This is a genomic window from Streptomyces sannanensis (genome assembly GCF_039536205.1).
Lineage (GTDB): Bacteria > Actinomycetota > Actinomycetes > Streptomycetales > Streptomycetaceae > Streptomyces > Streptomyces sannanensis.
This window is the reverse complement of record NZ_BAAAYL010000001.1, coordinates 6,418,268-6,433,892: the sequence shown is the minus strand read 5'-3', so window position 1 is coordinate 6,433,892 and position 15,625 is coordinate 6,418,268. Positions and strand designations below refer to the sequence as shown.

Here is a 15,625-nt window from a genome sequence, read left to right as displayed (position 1 = left end):
CACCGGGAGAGCCGCCCGGCGGGCCGTCAGCGCTCCAGCATCCGGCCGAGCACGGCCCGCTGCAGCGGCTGCACCTCGGCGTGGCGTGCACGGCCTTCGTCGGTGAGGGCGACCCGTACACCGCGGCGGTCCTCCGTGCACATCCCACGTGTCACCAGGCCGTCCTTCTCCAGGCGGGCGATCAGCCGGGAGAGGGCGCTCTGGCTGAGGTGGACCCGGGCAGCCAGCTCCTGGACCCGGTACGAGCAGCCGCCGTCCTGCGCCACGCCTTCCGCGAGTACGTCGAGGACCTCGAAGTCGCTGGCGCCGAGGCCGTGCGGATGGAGCTCGCGGTCGAGCTCGCACATCGTGCGGGCATGTACGTCGAGGATGTCCCGCCATTCCTCCACGAGCACCCGCTCGGACTTGTTCGCGCCCATGAGCGCACGTTAGCAGAAATCACGCTTTTCGTTGCATCGGAATTAAATGTGTCTGCATCTAATGTATGTGCATATACTGCACTGCACACCGACAGTCCGTTGATACGGCTCGGCGTGCTGCGTTCGGGCACCCAGGTGCGCACCGGAGCCCGGGCGGGCCCGGGGGGGGCGGCCCGGTGTCCGCCCTTGCTCAGGCGCCGGGACGACGAAACGTCACCGAATCAGGACCGGTCGTCCAGCGCGGTCAGGACGCGCCGCACCACCGGGCTGTTGCGTACGATCCCGGCGAGCGAGGTCGAGCCGCGCACTATCCCCACGAACATGTTCCAGGCGGGCCGGAAACCGGTGATCGCCGCGTGGAACAGCCCGGGCCGACGCTCGAAGGCAGCGAGCAGCCGCCGCCCCACGCCCATCTCCACACCCAGCCCCGCCTTGATGGCGAAGGCGTAATTGAGTGCCTGCCTGCGGGCGTCCACCGCGGCCTGGGACTCGGCGATACGCACCGCCCACTCGCCCGCCAGCCGCCCCGAGCGCAGCGCGAACGAGATGCCCTCGCGAGTCCACGGTTCCAGCAGCCCCGCCGCGTCGCCGCACACCAGCACCCGGCCGCGGGACAGCGGCGAGTCGTCGGTACGGCAGCGCGTCAGATGCCCCGAGGAGATCGCCGGCTCGAACCCGGCGAGCCCCAGCCGGGCGATGAAGTCGTCCAGATAGCGCTTGGTGGCCGAGCCCTCGCCGCGCGCCGAGATCACGCCGACCGTGAGTGTGTCGCCCTTCGGGAACACCCAGCCGTAACTTCCGGGCATCGGGCCCCAGTCGATGAGTACGCGGCCCGCCCAGTCCTCCGCCACGGTGGGCGGCACCGGGATCTCCGCCTCCAGCCCGAGGTCCACCTGGTCGAGCTTCACCCCGACATGTGCCCCTATCCGGCTCGCGCTGCCGTCGGCACCGACGACCGCCCTGGCCAGCACCGTTTCGCCGCTCGCCAGCACGACCGCCACCATGCGCCGGTCCGGCACCGCGGGACCGTGCTGCTCGACCCGCGACACCATCGCACCGGTGCGCAGCACGGCACCCGCCTTCTGCGCCTGCTCCACCAGCCCGGCGTCGAACTCGGGGCGGTTGATCAGGCCGAACAGCATCCCCTTGGAACGGCGGGTACGTGCCAGCCGGCCGTTGAGCGAGAAGGTCACCGCGTGCACCCGGTCCCGTAGCGGCAGCTCGAAGCCGGGCGGCAGGGCGTCCCTCGAAGGCCCGATGATGCCGCCGCCGCACGTCTTGTAGCGAGGCAGTTCGGCCTTCTCCAACAGCAGCACCCGCCGCCCGGCCACTGCGGCGGCATAGGCCGCCGAGGCACCTGCGGGCCCGGCGCCGACCACGACGACGTCCCACACCGACCCGACACGCTCTTCTCCGGCTTGAGCCCCGGCGTCTGCGTTCTCGCTGCTCACGATGTGCTTCTGCTCCCCGTCCGACCAGTGGCCCGTGTTGTCCCCGGCATCCTACGGCGCGGACCGGCTCCGTCCGCTGTGGGAGGATCGATCACGCCTGCGACGTACGTACACCTGCACGTACGCCCCTGTACATCAACGCCGCACTCAAGAGGAGCGTGCCCATGACCGCGAATCCGATCGCCGAGACCGTCGCCGCCCTGATGCCCCGGGCCAAGGCCGAGCTGACGGAGCTGGTGACCTTCCGGTCGGTGGCGTTGGCGGACCCGGAGCAGTTCCCGAAGAGCGAGTGCGAGGCCGCCGCCAACTGGGTGGCCGACGCACTGCGCGCCGAGGGCTTCCAGGACGTCGCTTTTCTCGACACCCCTGACGGCACCCAGTCGGTGTACGGCCTCCTTCCCGGCCCGGCGGGCGCGCCGACCGTGCTGCTGTACGCCCACTACGATGTGCAGCCGCCGCTCGACGAGGCCGCGTGGGTGTCCCCGCCGTTCGAGCTGACCGAGCGTGACGGCCGCTGGTACGGGCGCGGCGCCGCCGACTGCAAGGGCGGCTTCATCATGCACCTGCTCGCACTGCGCGCCCTGAAGGCCAACGGTGGCATCCCGGTGACGGTCAAGGTGATCGCCGAGGGCTCCGAGGAGCAGGGCACCGGCGGCCTGGAGCGGTACGCCGAGGCGCACCCGGAGCTGCTGACCGCCGACGCCATCGTGATCGGCGACGCCGGCAACTTCCAGGTCGGCCTGCCCACCGTCACCGCGACGCTGCGCGGCATGACGATGCTGCGCATCCAGGTCGACACCCTCGAAGGTAACCTGCACTCGGGCCAGTTCGGTGGCGCGGCGCCGGACGCGCTGGCCGCGCTGATCCGCGTCCTGGACTCGCTGCGCTCCGAGGACGGCTCGACGACCGTCGAAGGGCTGGCCACCGACACCGACTGGCAGGGCATCCAGTACCCGGAGGCCGACTTCCGCAAGGACGCCAAGGTGCTGGACGGCGTGGAGCTGATCGGCCGCGGCACGGTCGCCGACCGTATCTGGGCGCGTCCGGCGGTCACGGTCATCGGCATCGACTGCCCGTCGGTGGCCGGCGCCACGCCGTCCGTGCAGGCGAGCGCCCGGGCGCAGATCAGCCTCCGGGTGCCGCCGGGCCAGGACGCCGCCGAGGCCACCAAGCTGCTGACCGCGCACCTGGAAGCGCACACCCCGTGGGGCGCGAAGGTCTCCGTGGAGCAGGTGGGCCAGGGCCAGGCGTTCCAGGCGGACACCTCCAGCCCGGCGTACAGCGCGATGGCCGACGCGATGCGGGTTGCGTACGAGGGTGTGGAGATGCAGTCGGCGGGCATGGGTGGCTCGATCCCCCTGTGCAACACGCTCGGCACGCTCTACCCCGAGGCGGAGATCCTGTTGATCGGTCTGAGCGAGCCGGAGGCGCAGATCCACGCGGTGAACGAGAGCGTCTCGCCCGAGGAGCTGGAGCGGCTGTCCGTCGCCGAGGCGCTGTTCCTCGTCAACTACGCCGAGTCCAAGGCGAACTGACGGTCCGCCGAGAGCGGAACTCGCGCAAAGCGTAGATCCGTGCGGCGGCCGTGACGTACGCCGTACGTTCGCCGCATGGATCTCGTCGAAGTGCTTCCCCGACTGCACATGTTCCGCTTCCCGATCGGCCAGGCATATCTCTGGCGCGACGGTGACGAACTGACTCTGATCGACGCCGGGAACGTGAATGCCGCGGCCGAGATCGAAGACGCGATACGAGGCCTGGGACTCGACCCGGGAAATATCCGCCGCATCGTCCTCACCCACTGCCACCGCGACCATGTCGGTGCCGCCGAGGAACTGGCGGACCGCTACGGCGCCGAGGTGCTGGCGCACCGGCTGGAAGCCGCGGTGATCCGCGGCGAGCAGCCGGTCCCCGAGCCCGTACTGCTCGACTGGGAGCGTCCGTTGTACGCCCATGGCCTCACGGTGCCGGAGGCCCCGCCGACCCGGGTCGACCGTGAGGTCGAGGACGGCGAGGCGCTCGGCTTCGGCGACGGGGCCGTCGTGGTGTACTCCCCCGGTCACACCGACGGCTCGATCTCGGTCCATCTCCCGCGCCATGGTGTGCTGTTCACCGGTGACGCGGTCGCGGGAGTGGGCCAGGCGATGGTGGGCGTTTTCAACACGGACCGGGAGCGGGCAGTGACCTCGTTCCGGCGGCTGGCCGCGCTCGCCCCGGCCGTCGTCTGCTTCGGGCACGGTGATCCGCTGACCGCCGACGCGGCGGCGGCGATGCGTGCGTCAGCCGACCGGGACTCCGGCCTCCAGGTTGAGCACGGTTGACCGCTCCCGGGCGCGCAGTGCCCAGCGCAGCCGCTCGTAACGCGCGGGCGGCAGCAGCCCGGCGGCCTCCTCCTCGGTGACGAAGCGCCAGCCACGCAGCTCCGCGCCGGGCAGCAGCAGCCGGCCCGCCTCGTCGGCGGTCAGCCGGCCGCCGTCGAAGATCAGCCGCAGCCCGCCGAAGCCGGGCGGCCGTGGCGGCTCCCAGTCGACGACCAGCAGCCGCGGTACCCGCTCCAGCCGGACGCCGAGTTCCTCGGCCACCTCTCGCACTCCGGCGCGGGCCGGCGCCTCGCCCGATTCGGCGACTCCGCCCGGGAACTCCCATCCCGGCTTGTAGGTGGGGTCGACGAGCAGTACCCGGTCCTGTTCGTCGAAGAGCAGCACTCCGGCGGCCACGGTCTCCCGGGTCGGTTCGGGTGTCTGCACGATCCGGCAGACCGGGGCGGCGCCGGTGCGTGCTGCTTCGGCGATGCGCTCGGCGGTCTCACGCGGGGTGATGTGAGTGTTGTCGACGATGTACGCGTCCGGGACGAGCCAGCCGAGCGCCTCCTTGTAGGGCTCGATGTGGTCGTACGCCCACTGCCGGATCCGGTCCTGGGTGTCTGGGAACTCCGGGTCCTCACGCCCTGCGATGCGTTGCCGCAGGATCGTTTCCTCGGGAGTGAGCAGCACATGACGCACCTGGATACGTCGTGAGGCGAGCCCGCCGAAGATCTCGTCGCGGTACTCCTGGCGCAACAGTGTCATCGGCACGACCAGCACACCGCCCAGCTCGGCCAGCATCGCCGCGGCGGCATCCACGACCAGGCGCCGCCAGATCGGCAGGTCCTGGAAGTCGGTCACCTCGTCGAGGTGCTTCTGCGGCAGCAGATACGGCAGGCTGCCGCCGATTACCTCTGGGTCGTAAAGAGTGCTGTTAGGGATCAGTTCGACCAGCTCGCGCGCGGTGCTGGTCTTGCCGGCGCTGAACGCACCGTTGATCCAGACGATCACGGTTCCCCCTCTCGGATAGCCCCATGTGGCTTGCCCGCATCACCCTGCCACGGAAACCATCTTCGGCCGGGAGGCCGCCCGGCCCCGGATACAACTGTGGCCTTGCCATTGCAGGTTCACCGCACCGGGCCCTTGCCCCGCGGCGTCTCGCACCGGCAATCACGGGGGCCGTAACGCGCACGGCGGGGGCGTCGTTGTGCGACTGCCGGACTGTTGGAGGGGATACGGCATGAGTCATACGGTGTTGGAACGATTTCCCGCAGGTGGGCCGTGGGGCAGTTGGCCGGCCGAGGATTTCGCCCGGGCACGCCGGGACGAGGGAACCGATGCCGAGGTCGTGATGGACCTGGAGTCGGATGCCTTCCTGGTCGTCGTGACACGGCAGACACCCGAACCGGCGCACTGATCCGCGATGTCAGTGCGATCGCCTACCCTGACTCCGTCCGGGCACTGGAGATGCCAGGTCGAGACATGGGCGGGGTGACAGGGTGGGCGTGGACTTCTTCTGGCGTCGGGTGCCGGGGGCGGTGGCGGCCGAACCGTCGGCGAAACGGCTGCGCGGGATGGTGCCGCATTGGTTCGACGACGAGTTCGGCGTTCTTCGCAAGGCCGGGCTCGTGATGGCCGTGGAGAACAACGGCTCGCTCATGGACTTCGTGCTGACAGCGGGCGGCTCGATCGCCGACGAATCGGCCCGGTTGCCGGTCTTCGGTGGCGAGCTGCGGACGGAGGAGGAGGACACCGAGTACGGGCTGGTCGCAGAATTCGAAGTGTGCGTGCTGGAACCGCGGCAGGTCCGGCGGGCCGCCGCCTTTCTGCGAGACGTGCCCGTACACGACCTGGTGAAGGCCTCGGACCCGTTGCTCGCGGCGCAGGCCGCTGCCCTGGGCTTCAGCACTCCGTGGAGCACGGAGTGGTCGGCCTCGCTGGTCGCCGACCTCCTCGAGCTCCAGGGCTTCTTCTCGGCGGCTGCCGATGCCGGCGAGGCGATACTCAAGGTCCAGTCCGCCTGACAGCGCGTCATGCTGAAGCTTTGTCGAACGTCCCTCACCCCTTGCCCGCACCGAGGGTGAGGCCCGCGATGAAGTGGCGTTGCAGCAACAGGAAGACGAGCACCGTCGGGAGGGCCACGATCACGGATCCCGCGGCCAGGAGGTTGTAGTCCGTGAAGAACTGGCCGCTTGATTTCCGCGAGCAGGCGTGACGGTACGCGGTCACACCTGCGGCCCTGTGAACTGCTGATATCTGTTCACCTTGATTGCGACTGAGTGTGATTGAGCGCGACGCCTGGCGCTCCCTGGTTGCTCCCAGTCCGCGATTCTCCCCACACACTCCCCGGCGGAGACCCCCGGCAACAGGCTCTCAGCTGTGCAAACATCACGGCTCAGCGTCAGCCACCAGGCCGGGGACGTACTCACGCCCACCCCGCTCCGCCGCCCGTCTCCTCATGCCCTCCAACTCGAGGACGCAGTCCCGGCAGGCGCGCAGTTCCTGCGCCGGCTCGGCGATCGGGTGAATCGTCTTTGATCCTCGTGGTGTCGGTCTGTCCGCGGCTCGGGTGCCGGAAGCAGATGCCGGGCGTCCAGTCGTAACGCGTGAGGATCGTCTCGCTGTCCATGCGCCGTCTCCTGAGAGGGGTGGTCCGGGGTGAGCCGAAGGTGAGCCGGTCTTGAGCGACTCGGGCCCGACACGGGCGGGGCTACGCCGAGGAGTGTCCCGGTGGATGGAAGGGGGAGTGCAAGATCAAAAAAAGCCGCAAAGTAGCTGCTGCCTTATGATCTTGCTGCTTAGAGCGTTTGTCGAGTGCCCGCCGCCGCCCAGCCGCCATGGATCCTCGACGCCCGTCGAGCCCTCGGCGACCGCATCCGCGACACCAGGATGTGGCGGGACATGACCCAGGAGGAGCTCGCCGAGCAAGCTGGCATCGACCGGTCCACGGTCCAGCGACTCGAGGCCGGCGCCGACGCTAAAGTCAGCCACCTCCTGCGGATCGCCCTCACTCTCAACATCCCGGTCACCGATCTCCTCCACGAGCTGTGAGGACACCGGCCGTCCCGTCAGCCTCACCATTAAAAAGATCATTGTGTAACTGTCGTCCCCGCGTGTGACACATGGCCAAACCCGCCACGTGGCGCAGACCACGCGGCGGGTCCGGTCATGCCTAGCCCCGGCCAGGCGGTGCCGGCCGGGGCAGAGGGAGGACCGTCTTACCCTGTGAGGGAGCGGTCGGCAACGTGCTCGAGCCGTTCGGCGAACACCTTTCCCGCATCGGGCGTGATGGTCCGCAGGGCGACCATGGCGGTGAGGATGACGTCGCAGAGTTCGCTCTGGACGTCCTCCCAGGTGTGGCTGTTGCCCTTGCGCGGATTGCAGGCAGTCGCCCCCCATGACGGCCTCGGCTCGCCGACCTCGTCCAGTAGGGACAGTGTCAGGACTTGGGTCGGAGGATCGTCGCGTCGTAGACAGGGGGTTCGGGGGCCTGCTTGATCTGGCCGCTGACCTGGTAGCCGCAGCGCGGGACCGGCGGGAGATGGGTGACCATACGCGGAGCCTGATCACGCGCGCGGAAGCCGAAGCTGATGAGGATGATGCTCTCTCCGGCGCCGAGGGGCGTCCGGCCGTGCGGCGTGAGCGCTCCGTCGAACACGACGCAGCCTCCCGATGCGAGATCGCATTCGAGGTAGCCATTGGCGTCGATGAAGACGGTGGTGCTCACCGTTGGGGCGGTGGTGGAGCGGTCGTGCTTGAGGCACAGGATCAGGCTGGCCTCACCGAAGCCGAATTTGTCCACGTGGAAGTCGAGGAACTGCCCCTCCTCCGCGTAGGCGATGTAGACGGCGGTGTGCGGCTGTTCCACCTCCAGGACGGTGGCCCGCTCCACGACTGCGGCGAGGTCGACCTGCCCGGCGAAGCGGTTCGCCGCGTCGCCCACGGCCGCGTTCCACTTGCCGTTGTGCAGGTACCCGTCAGTGGCTACGGCCTTCTCGGCCTCGTCCGCCATGGCGGCGATCAGCCCGGCGGGGAACGGCTGGTCGCGCAGGTGGACAGGCCGCACCCTCTGGTGCTCGGTGATGTCCCGCACCGCGTCCCGGATGGCGGGGAAGTCCTCAGCCCACCGGTCCGGGGTGCGGGCCGTGGTGCGAGCCTGGAGCCACGAGTTCCACTGCTGACTCCTGCGCGCCGCTTCCTCGTCGCCGGCACCCGTCCGGCCGATCAGCAGCTCGACGCGGCGGAGCGCGGCCCCAGTGGACTCGATCAGCTCGGCGTCCCCCTTGGCGAGCCGAAGGCGCATGGACTCCTGGAGGTGGGTGCGGGCCGCAGCGAGTTCGCCCTTCTCCATCAGGTGCTTGCCGAAGTGCTGGAGAGCGAAGTCGACAAGTTCCGGGTGCTCGCGGGCCGCGTCTAGGGCACCACGGTATAGCGCGTCCGCGGTCTCCAACTCGCCAGCGTAGCGGTGCGCATCGCCCAGGTTGAGTTTGGTGGCGATGACGGACCGGCTGTTGTCGGCGGCTACGGCAAGGTCGAGTGCCTGCCGCAGAAACGCGCGCCCGTCGTCGTAGTCGCCCAGGACCACCAGGCCAATGCCGATCCAGCGGGTCAGAACCCGGGTCCGGTCGGCATCCGCGCCTTCGGGCAGCGTCCGCAGATCCTCGCGGAGCCCTTCGACCGCAGAGGCCAGCTTGTCGCGGTCGGCGGGGACCATGCGCAGGCCCTCGTCCTGTGTGATGAGGTGCTGGAGCACTCGCCCCTCCTATAGCTCGTCGGTCTGGTGACGCAGGTCGACCAGCAGCTCCCTGCCGTGCACGGCGAAGTGTTCACCCAGCGCTTCGAGCCGGTCCATGAGGTAGCGGACGGCCTGCATGCCCTCGTCGTAGGCGGCCTGGAAGCACGCACGCTCGTTGGTGGTCAGGTCGTCGCGGTCGAGTTCGACCCGGCGGAACCGCAGCAGCTGGTTGTACACGCAGGTCGCATGGAAGGCCCGGTCCACCTCCCAGAACTGGTTGCGGGCCACGCCCTGCGTGGCACGCCACGCGATCTCGATCTTGGGGGAGGTCTTGGAGGAGTACCCGTCGGCGAAGACCTGGTGCTGGAGGACGTGGAAGCTGATCGACTGGTGAGTTCCCTCGTGCAGGATGTTCTCCGCGAGGAAGAGGTGGGACGGCTCCGGGCTGACGGTGTTCGGAGGGATGTGGTGCCGCGCCTTCTCGGAGAACACGATGACGTAGGGCAGCGCCGGGTCGCTGGAGCTGGTCAGGGAGGAGGTGCGGACGCCGGGCTTGAGGCCCACCCACAGGAGTCCCCGGACGAACTCCCGCACGCGGGCGAAGCCCTGGGGGTGGACCGAGGCCAGCCGCTCCAGCGCCTGGGACAGCGCCGCACGGCGCTCGTCGGTGTGCTCGACGATCTCGTAGTCCGACAGGCTGATCTCGTCAGCGATCTGACCGGGCAGCTCGGCGTCGAACCAGTCGAAGCCGGCCCCGGACACGTTCACGCTCTCGCTGCGTAGGGCGCGGGCGTGCTCCGCGTATGGGGTGCCGGACTTCACGAGGCGCTCCATGAGGGCGAACGGGAGCGCCCACTCGGCGCCGCCCTCCCGCAGAAGCGTCAGCACCGGGTCCTTCCGTCGGAGGTCGCAGAAGGAGCCGGCCTCGACGCTGGTGGCGATGGTGGTCTGCACTGTGGACTCTCCTTGGCCGAGATGTGTGGGGTGGGTGCGGAGCGGCGGGCCGGCTCTGGAGGAACAGCCAGGCCGGCCCGCCGTGATGTCAACGCGTCGACATCAGTTCAGAGCCGGGGTCAGACCTCGGTGCCCTCGGGTGCGAAGTCCGGGACGGAGTGGTCCAGACGCCGGGTGAGGTTGCTGACCTGGATGTTGTCGGGCATGGGATTTCTTCCCTTCACGAAAGGTCGGCCCCGCACCGCTGCGGCGCAGGGTTGCGCCCCGTCTCGGCCGCGGTTCCTGGCAGATCTCGACGGCCGGGACGGGGAGTCTCAGGCCCGCCTCGCCGGCGGGCAGACGTCGTGCCGGTAGATGGTCGTGCCGGCCGCGGAGGCGGCGTGCACGGGGTGCTCGGTGTACGGCTCGCCGGGCCGGATGTGCTGGTCGCAGCGGCCGCAGATCATGACGGGCCGCCCTTCCCGCAGGCGGGGCAGGCGAACACTTCGCAGTCGAGGTCGAGGTCGCCTTCCCGTCCGCACGCCCAGCCGACGCTGACGGCGCCTTTGTCGAGGCGGCAGCCGCACCAGACGCAGTTCCATCCCTTGGCCTGGCCGTATGTGAGGTCCTCGGCGGCGGGGATGGTGCGGGCGGCGGTCACGACTTGGCCTCAGCGTGCTGGGGGCAGGCGCGGGGAAACCAGCGGACGCCAGCGGTGCGCCGCATGCCGAGGTCGCGGGCGGTGCCGTTGTCGAGTATGACGCCGCACCACACGCAGGCCCTGCCGCGCTGCTGGTCCTGCGACAGCGTCCCTACATCAGGCAGTTCTACGACCGGCATCACGGGCTCCCCTGCGTGTCAGTGACCGTCTTGTCGCTGACCGTAGGGGTGCTGGAAATAGAGAAGGGGCAGGAATCCTGCCCCTCGCTCACACGTTCGCTTTGTCAGGCGGTCAACAGGCCCACCTTCACCGCCAGTTCCGCAGCCCGGCGGCGCCGCTCCGGGCTCTTCGCCTCGGTCTCCTCCAGGATGATCCGCCTCGCATAGCCGTTGTAGCGGATCGTCTCCGGCGCCGCCTCATGCGCCTTGTCCAGCGTCGCCAGTGCAACATCGGCCTGCCCGTCGAGCTGGTAGCCGCGGGCCTCCTCGATGCGGTGCCGGGCCCGGCGCGGCCGGGACGGGATCGTTGTCCGATCGGCGCGTGCCGCCTGACGCACTGACTCCGGGCCGGCATGCAGCTCGACAGCGACGGTGACGGCGTGGGCGCCCATGATGGCCCGTCCGAAGCTCGTCACCGGGTGGAAGTAGTCCGCAGGCAGGCGCTTCGATACCTTCTTCGCCTTGTCCCACCAGCCCCAGGCGGTGGCCGTTTCGCCGCGGCGGGCTGCGGTGTACCCGGCTTCGAACTGCAGGGCCCCGGCGATGGCGAGCACCTCGTCGGGCGCGTCCGGCAGCAGGGGCTCGAGGTAGTTCAGGGTCTGGAGGTTGACAGCGTCGGCGGCTTCGAAGTGGCTGGGGCCGGAGTCGCGGTGTGCTTGTGCGGTCAGCCAGGCGGCGACGCCGATGGCGTGGGGGTCTTCGGAGTCCTGGGCGGCGACCATGCCGCGCTCGGCGACCCGCCACAGCAGAGACGAGTCGGGCTGGTAGGCGACGAAGAACTGGGCGAGGCTGTAGACCTCGCTCAGCGCCGCCTGCGCGGCGCGCCGGTCGGCTGCGCTGTCGGCCTGGTGGACGGTGAGCTGGGCGTCGCGGATGAGGTCAGGCAGGAGCTTGCCGACGACTTCGCGGTGGTTGGGGGCCTCGTGCCGGGCATCCCAGGCGCGGGCAAGGCGCGCCTGCAGGTGCGCTGTCGGCGGCGCCTCGCGGTCCGCGGTGAACGGGAACGCGTTGATGGCGTCCCGTACCGCGGGCAGGCACTCGTGGCCGGGGCCAATGAACAGGTCGACGGGCATGGTCTGGTCGCCCGTCAGGTCGGAGAGGTCGCGGACGCGGAGGAGTTCCGCGATGCGCAGGATCATGGGCAGTTTCGGTACCTGGATCTGGCCCGTCTCGATTTGCTTCACCCACGACGGCGACATGCCGACGAGGCCGGCGAGAACGGGGCGGCTCATGCCGCGGCGTTGGCGGAGGATTTGCATGCGTTGCCCGAACGCCATCGGTTCGACGAACGGGTCCGGGGTAGCATCAGGTGACACGGCCTTGCCCCTTCCTGTGCAGCTCGACACTGACAGGTTATGGGGTAAGGCCACGAGGCGGAGCGCACGCCGACGTACTTGTCGAGCTCGGCTTCGAGGCGGGCGGTCTCCTGCTCCAGCCGGACCGCGATGTCGCGGGCCTGGTCGCGCTCGGCGCGGGCCGCGCCGTCGCGCTGTTCAACGAGACGGGCTCCGCCCAGCGCATCACCACCACGGCGCGCGCGGCAGGGCTGCCGGGGGCCGACGCCTATGCGGTGCGCGACCTCTGGCAGCACACGACCACCAACACCGCGGGGACCCTCTCCGCGACCGTACCCGCCCATGGCACGGTGCTGCTGCGCGTCTCCGTCGACGACAAGTGGGCGTCGTACCCGCCGGCTGTCGAAGCCACCCTCGACGTCAATCCGCTGCTGGAGGCCGGCCGGACCGCGAAGCTGACCACCACGGTCACCGACCTCGGCCGCACCCCGGCACGGGACCTGTCCGTCAAGCTCACCGGCCCGGCCGGCTGGCGGATCAAGGCGGCCACGCCGAGGGCCGCCAAGGCAGTGCCCACGGGCACGTCGCTGGCGACCACATGGCGGCTCACCGCACCGGCGGGCACACCCACCGGTGCGTACCCCCTCACCCTGACCGCGGACTACCGCTCGCCGCAAGGCGTGGCCGCGCGCTCCGTACTGCCCGTGCGGGCCCATGTGGTGACGGCACCGCCTGCCGGGACGTCGTACCTGAGCGACCGTCCGTGGCTCGCGGCCACCAACGGCTGGGGGCCGGTGGAACGCGACACCAGCAACGGCGAGAGCGGGGCCGGTGACGGCCGCCCGCTCACCATCGGCGGCACGGTCTTCGCCAAGGGGCTCGGCGCGCACGCCCAGAGCGACGTCGAGTTCTACACGGGCGGCGCCTGCACGACCGTGAGCGCCATGGTCGGCCTCGACGACGAGTCCGGCACGCGCGGCTCGGTCGCCTTCGAGATCTGGGCCGACGGCCGGAAGGCCGCGTCGACGGACGTACTCACCAACGCCGCGCCCGCGCAAGCGCTCACGGCCGATGTCACAGGTGCGCGGACCGTACGCCTGGTGATCACGGACGGCGGGGACGGCATCGACTACGACCACGCCGACTGGGCGGACGCGAAGCTGAGCTGCTGACGCAGGGCGTCCCTGCTCCCGGGATTCAGTCCGGCCAGGTGAAGGCCGCGGCGGCCGCGCCCAGCAGGCCCGCGTCCGCGCCCATCAGTGCGGGGACGACCTCGATGTCCCGTACGAAGGCAAGCGTGGCGTAGTCGCGCAGGGTGCGGCGCAGCGGGGTGAACAGCACGTCGCCCGCGCCCGCGACTCCCCCGCCGACGACCGCGATCTCGATCTCGACGAGGGCCGCGGTCGCGGCGATCCCGGCGGCCAGCGCGCGCGCCGCCCGCTCGAACGAGGCGCGGGCGACGGGGTGACCGGCGCGGGCGGCCCCGGCCACCGCGGCGGCCGAGGTGTCGCCGTCGGGTCCCGACGTCCAGCCGTGCTCGAGCGCCCTGCGGGCGATGCCGGGCCCGCCGGCGATGCCTTCCACGCAGCCGCGCGAGCCACAGGGGCACGGGTCACCGTCCAGTTCCACACTGATGTGCCCGATGTGGCCCGCATTGCCGGTGGGGCCGAGGTGGACCCGGCCGCCGAGGACCAGACCGCCTCCGACGCCGGTGGAGACCACCATGCACAGTGCGTTGTCCCGGCCGCGCGCCGCACCCAGCCAGTGCTCACCCGCGGCCATGGCGACACCGTCGCCGATCAGCACGGCCGGCATGCCGCCGACGGCGGCGCGTACCCGCTCGACCAGCGGGAAGCCGCGCCATCCGGGGATGTTGACCGGGCTGACCGTGCCGACCGACACGTCGACGGGACCGGCGGCGGCGATGCCCACCCCCGTCACCTGCGACCACAGCGGGGACGCGGCCAGTTCGGCGAGCACCCCGCCGACGGCACGCATCACCGTCTCGCCGTCCTCCCGGGCGGGCGTCGGGTCCTGGGACCGCACGAGGATCCGGCCGCTGTCGTCCACCAGGGCTCCGGCGATCTTGGTACCGCCGATGTCGAGCGCGGCGACGACGGAGTCGGGGGGCATCGGTCTCGGATCTCCGGTCGGACGGGGGCTCACAATGTACGGGGAACGTTTTCCCCGACCACGGTAACCAGGCCCTCGCCGCACCTCACGCCGCGCGAACCGTCACTTCGTGCCGGCCGACAGCGTGGCGGAGCGGCGCGGGACCGCGAAGGCGTCCATCTCGGCGCGGGTCAGGCCGGTGAGCCGGGTGACCTCTTCGTTGTCGACGGCACCGCAGTCCAGGCCGCGCACCAGGTAGCTGCTGAGCGCCTTGGCGGTGGCGGGCTCGTCCATCACATCGCCGCTGATCTTGGCGGCGTAGGCCTTCAGGCGCGAGGCGGCCTGCTCCAGGCCCTCGCGGTAGAAGGCGAAAACGGCGGCGTAGCGGGTCGGCAGGTGGCCCGGGTGCATGTCCCAGCCCTGGTAGTAGGCGCGGGCCAGGGCGCGGCGGGTGAGGCCGTAGTGGAGCTTCCAGGCCTCGTGGACCTTCGGGGTCGGGCCGACCGGGAGGACGTTGGTGGACCCGTCCGAGACGCGTACGCCGGTGCCCGCGGCCGCGACCTGCATGACGGCCTTGGCGTGGTCGGCGGCCGGATGGTCGCTGGACTGGTAGGCGGCGCTGACGCCGACGCAGGCGCTGTAGTCGAAGGTCCCGTAGTGGAGGCCGGTGGCCCGGCCCTCCGCGGCGTCGATCATACGGGCGACGGTGGCGGTGCCGTCGGCGGCGAGGATGGCCTGGCTGGTCTCGATCTGGATCTCGAAGCCGAGCCGGCCGCAGGGCAGACCGTGGGTCTTCTCGAAGGCCTCCAGCAGCCGGACGAAGGCGCTGACCTGCTCGGCATAGGTGACCTTGGGCAGGGTGAGGACGAGGCCCTCGGGCAGGCCGCCGTGCTCCATGAGGCCGGTGAGGAAGATGTCGGTGGTGCGGATACCACGCTCGCGTACGGCGGCCTCCATGCACTTCATGCGGATGCCCATGTACGGGGCAGCGGTGCCGTCGGCGTATGCCTCCGAGACGAGACGTGCGGCCCTGGCGGCGATCTCGTCCTCCTCGGCCTCGGGGCGCGGGCCGAGGCCGTCCTCGAAGTCGATGCGCAGGTCTTCAATGGGCTCGCGCTCCAGCTTGGCGCGTACGCGTGTGTACACGGGCTCGGCAAGCTCCTCGGAGAGGCCGAGGACCCGGGCGAGGGTCGCAGCGTCGGGGGCGTGCTCGTCGAGGGCGGCGAGTGCCTCGTCGCCCCAGGAGCGGATGGTGCCGGCGTCGAAGATGTCACCGGGGACGTAGACGGTGTGGATGGGCTGGCGGGTACCGGGGTCTCCCGGGTAGCGGCGCGCGAGTTCCGCGTCCACCGCTGCGAGGGAGGCACTGATGCCCTCACTGACCGCGCCTGCGAGGCTCGTTGCCACCTTCTCCTGCTGCCCCATGACCAGACCCTCCACTTCCGCTTAACGGAATCAATAATCCGCATGGCGAAGTTAGTCGGGACAACTGATCTGC

At 70.4% G+C, this 15,625-nt stretch carries 17 protein-coding genes and 2 pseudogenes; 6 read left to right on the top strand and 13 right to left on the bottom strand.

Annotated elements, in window-relative coordinates:
* Positions 1 to 26 precede the first annotated feature (26 nt).
* Positions 27 to 419: a MarR family winged helix-turn-helix transcriptional regulator gene (locus ABD858_RS30055; RefSeq protein ID WP_345043403.1), complete on the bottom strand. Its 393-nt coding sequence runs from the start codon at positions 417 to 419 to the stop codon at positions 27 to 29.
* A 221-nt stretch (positions 420 to 640) separates the two neighbouring features.
* On the bottom strand, positions 641 to 1,870 hold the full coding sequence (locus ABD858_RS30050; protein ID WP_345043402.1) for a geranylgeranyl reductase family protein: 1,230 nt from the start codon (positions 1,868 to 1,870) through the stop codon (positions 641 to 643).
* Positions 1,871 to 2,034: 164 nt separating this feature from the next.
* On the opposite strand from ABD858_RS30050, the gene ABD858_RS30045 reads away from it, so the two are divergent.
* Positions 2,035 to 3,405, top strand: coding sequence for a dipeptidase (locus tag ABD858_RS30045; RefSeq protein ID WP_345043399.1), 1,371 nt, complete (start codon positions 2,035 to 2,037; stop codon positions 3,403 to 3,405).
* A 75-nt stretch (positions 3,406 to 3,480) separates the two neighbouring features.
* Entirely contained in the window at positions 3,481 to 4,191 is a 711-nt protein-coding gene (locus ABD858_RS30040) for an MBL fold metallo-hydrolase (RefSeq protein WP_345043397.1), read from the top strand.
* On the opposite strand, the gene ABD858_RS30035 is transcribed toward ABD858_RS30040, so the two are convergent.
* Positions 4,150 to 5,184 (bottom strand): NUDIX hydrolase, encoded by a 1,035-nt coding sequence (locus tag ABD858_RS30035; protein ID WP_345043395.1) that lies wholly within the window; start codon positions 5,182 to 5,184, stop codon positions 4,150 to 4,152. The two genes, ABD858_RS30040 and ABD858_RS30035, sit on opposite strands and share 42 nt — an antisense overlap.
* A 229-nt stretch (positions 5,185 to 5,413) precedes the next feature.
* Between ABD858_RS30035 and ABD858_RS30030 the strand changes: the two genes are divergently transcribed.
* On the top strand, positions 5,414 to 5,590 hold the full coding sequence (locus tag ABD858_RS30030; RefSeq protein WP_345043392.1) for a hypothetical protein: 177 nt from the start codon (positions 5,414 to 5,416) through the stop codon (positions 5,588 to 5,590).
* Positions 5,591 to 5,678: 88 nt separating this feature from the next.
* A complete protein-coding gene (locus ABD858_RS30025; protein WP_345043390.1) occupies positions 5,679 to 6,197 on the top strand; it encodes a hypothetical protein in 519 nt (172 codons plus the stop codon).
* A 34-nt stretch (positions 6,198 to 6,231) separates the two neighbouring features.
* Here the strand turns inward: ABD858_RS30025 and ABD858_RS30020 are convergent.
* Positions 6,232 to 6,363 (bottom strand): annotated as a pseudogene (locus tag ABD858_RS30020) (carbohydrate ABC transporter permease); the annotation flags it as partial.
* Between the two features lie 624 nt (positions 6,364 to 6,987).
* Here ABD858_RS30020 and ABD858_RS30015 point away from each other — a divergent pair.
* A complete protein-coding gene (locus ABD858_RS30015) occupies positions 6,988 to 7,224 on the top strand; it encodes a helix-turn-helix transcriptional regulator (RefSeq protein ID WP_345043387.1) in 237 nt (78 codons plus the stop codon).
* Between the two features lie 167 nt (positions 7,225 to 7,391).
* On the opposite strand, the gene ABD858_RS36950 is transcribed toward ABD858_RS30015, so the two are convergent.
* From ABD858_RS36950 to ABD858_RS29985, 7 genes are all read right to left on the bottom strand, one after another.
* Complete coding sequence (locus tag ABD858_RS36950; RefSeq protein WP_425586358.1) at positions 7,392 to 7,697, bottom strand: MazG-like family protein; 306 nt, start codon at positions 7,695 to 7,697, stop codon at positions 7,392 to 7,394.
* Positions 7,613 to 8,926, bottom strand: a complete 1,314-nt coding sequence (locus ABD858_RS30010; protein WP_345043385.1) for a tetratricopeptide repeat protein — start codon at positions 8,924 to 8,926, stop codon at positions 7,613 to 7,615. The genes ABD858_RS36950 and ABD858_RS30010 overlap by 85 nt, the downstream gene beginning before the upstream one ends.
* A gap of 9 nt (positions 8,927 to 8,935) precedes the next feature.
* Entirely contained in the window at positions 8,936 to 9,862 is a 927-nt protein-coding gene (locus ABD858_RS30005) for a hypothetical protein (protein WP_345043382.1), read from the bottom strand.
* A 314-nt stretch (positions 9,863 to 10,176) separates the two neighbouring features.
* On the bottom strand, positions 10,177 to 10,308 hold the full coding sequence (locus ABD858_RS30000; RefSeq protein WP_345043380.1) for a hypothetical protein: 132 nt from the start codon (positions 10,306 to 10,308) through the stop codon (positions 10,177 to 10,179).
* Positions 10,305 to 10,502, bottom strand: a complete 198-nt coding sequence (locus ABD858_RS29995) for a hypothetical protein (protein ID WP_345043378.1) — start codon at positions 10,500 to 10,502, stop codon at positions 10,305 to 10,307. The genes ABD858_RS30000 and ABD858_RS29995 overlap by 4 nt, the downstream gene beginning before the upstream one ends.
* Complete coding sequence (locus ABD858_RS29990; protein WP_345043375.1) at positions 10,499 to 10,681, bottom strand: hypothetical protein; 183 nt, start codon at positions 10,679 to 10,681, stop codon at positions 10,499 to 10,501. Before ABD858_RS29990 ends, ABD858_RS29995 begins: the two co-directional genes overlap by 4 nt.
* A gap of 104 nt (positions 10,682 to 10,785) precedes the next feature.
* The gene (locus ABD858_RS29985) at positions 10,786 to 12,036 is read right to left on the bottom strand and encodes a helix-turn-helix domain-containing protein (protein ID WP_345043373.1); all 1,251 of its coding nucleotides are present in this window, start codon (positions 12,034 to 12,036) and stop codon (positions 10,786 to 10,788) included.
* A gap of 161 nt (positions 12,037 to 12,197) precedes the next feature.
* Between ABD858_RS29985 and ABD858_RS29980 the strand changes: the two are divergent.
* Positions 12,198 to 13,187 (top strand): annotated as a pseudogene (locus ABD858_RS29980) (NPCBM/NEW2 domain-containing protein); the annotation flags it as partial.
* 25 nt (positions 13,188 to 13,212) lie between these two features.
* Here the strand turns inward: ABD858_RS29980 and ABD858_RS29975 are convergent.
* A complete protein-coding gene (locus ABD858_RS29975) occupies positions 13,213 to 14,148 on the bottom strand; it encodes an ROK family protein (protein ID WP_345043371.1) in 936 nt (311 codons plus the stop codon).
* Between the two features lie 102 nt (positions 14,149 to 14,250).
* Complete coding sequence (locus ABD858_RS29970) at positions 14,251 to 15,552, bottom strand: DUF6986 family protein (RefSeq protein WP_345043368.1); 1,302 nt, start codon at positions 15,550 to 15,552, stop codon at positions 14,251 to 14,253.
* Between the last annotated feature and the right edge of the window lie 73 nt (positions 15,553 to 15,625).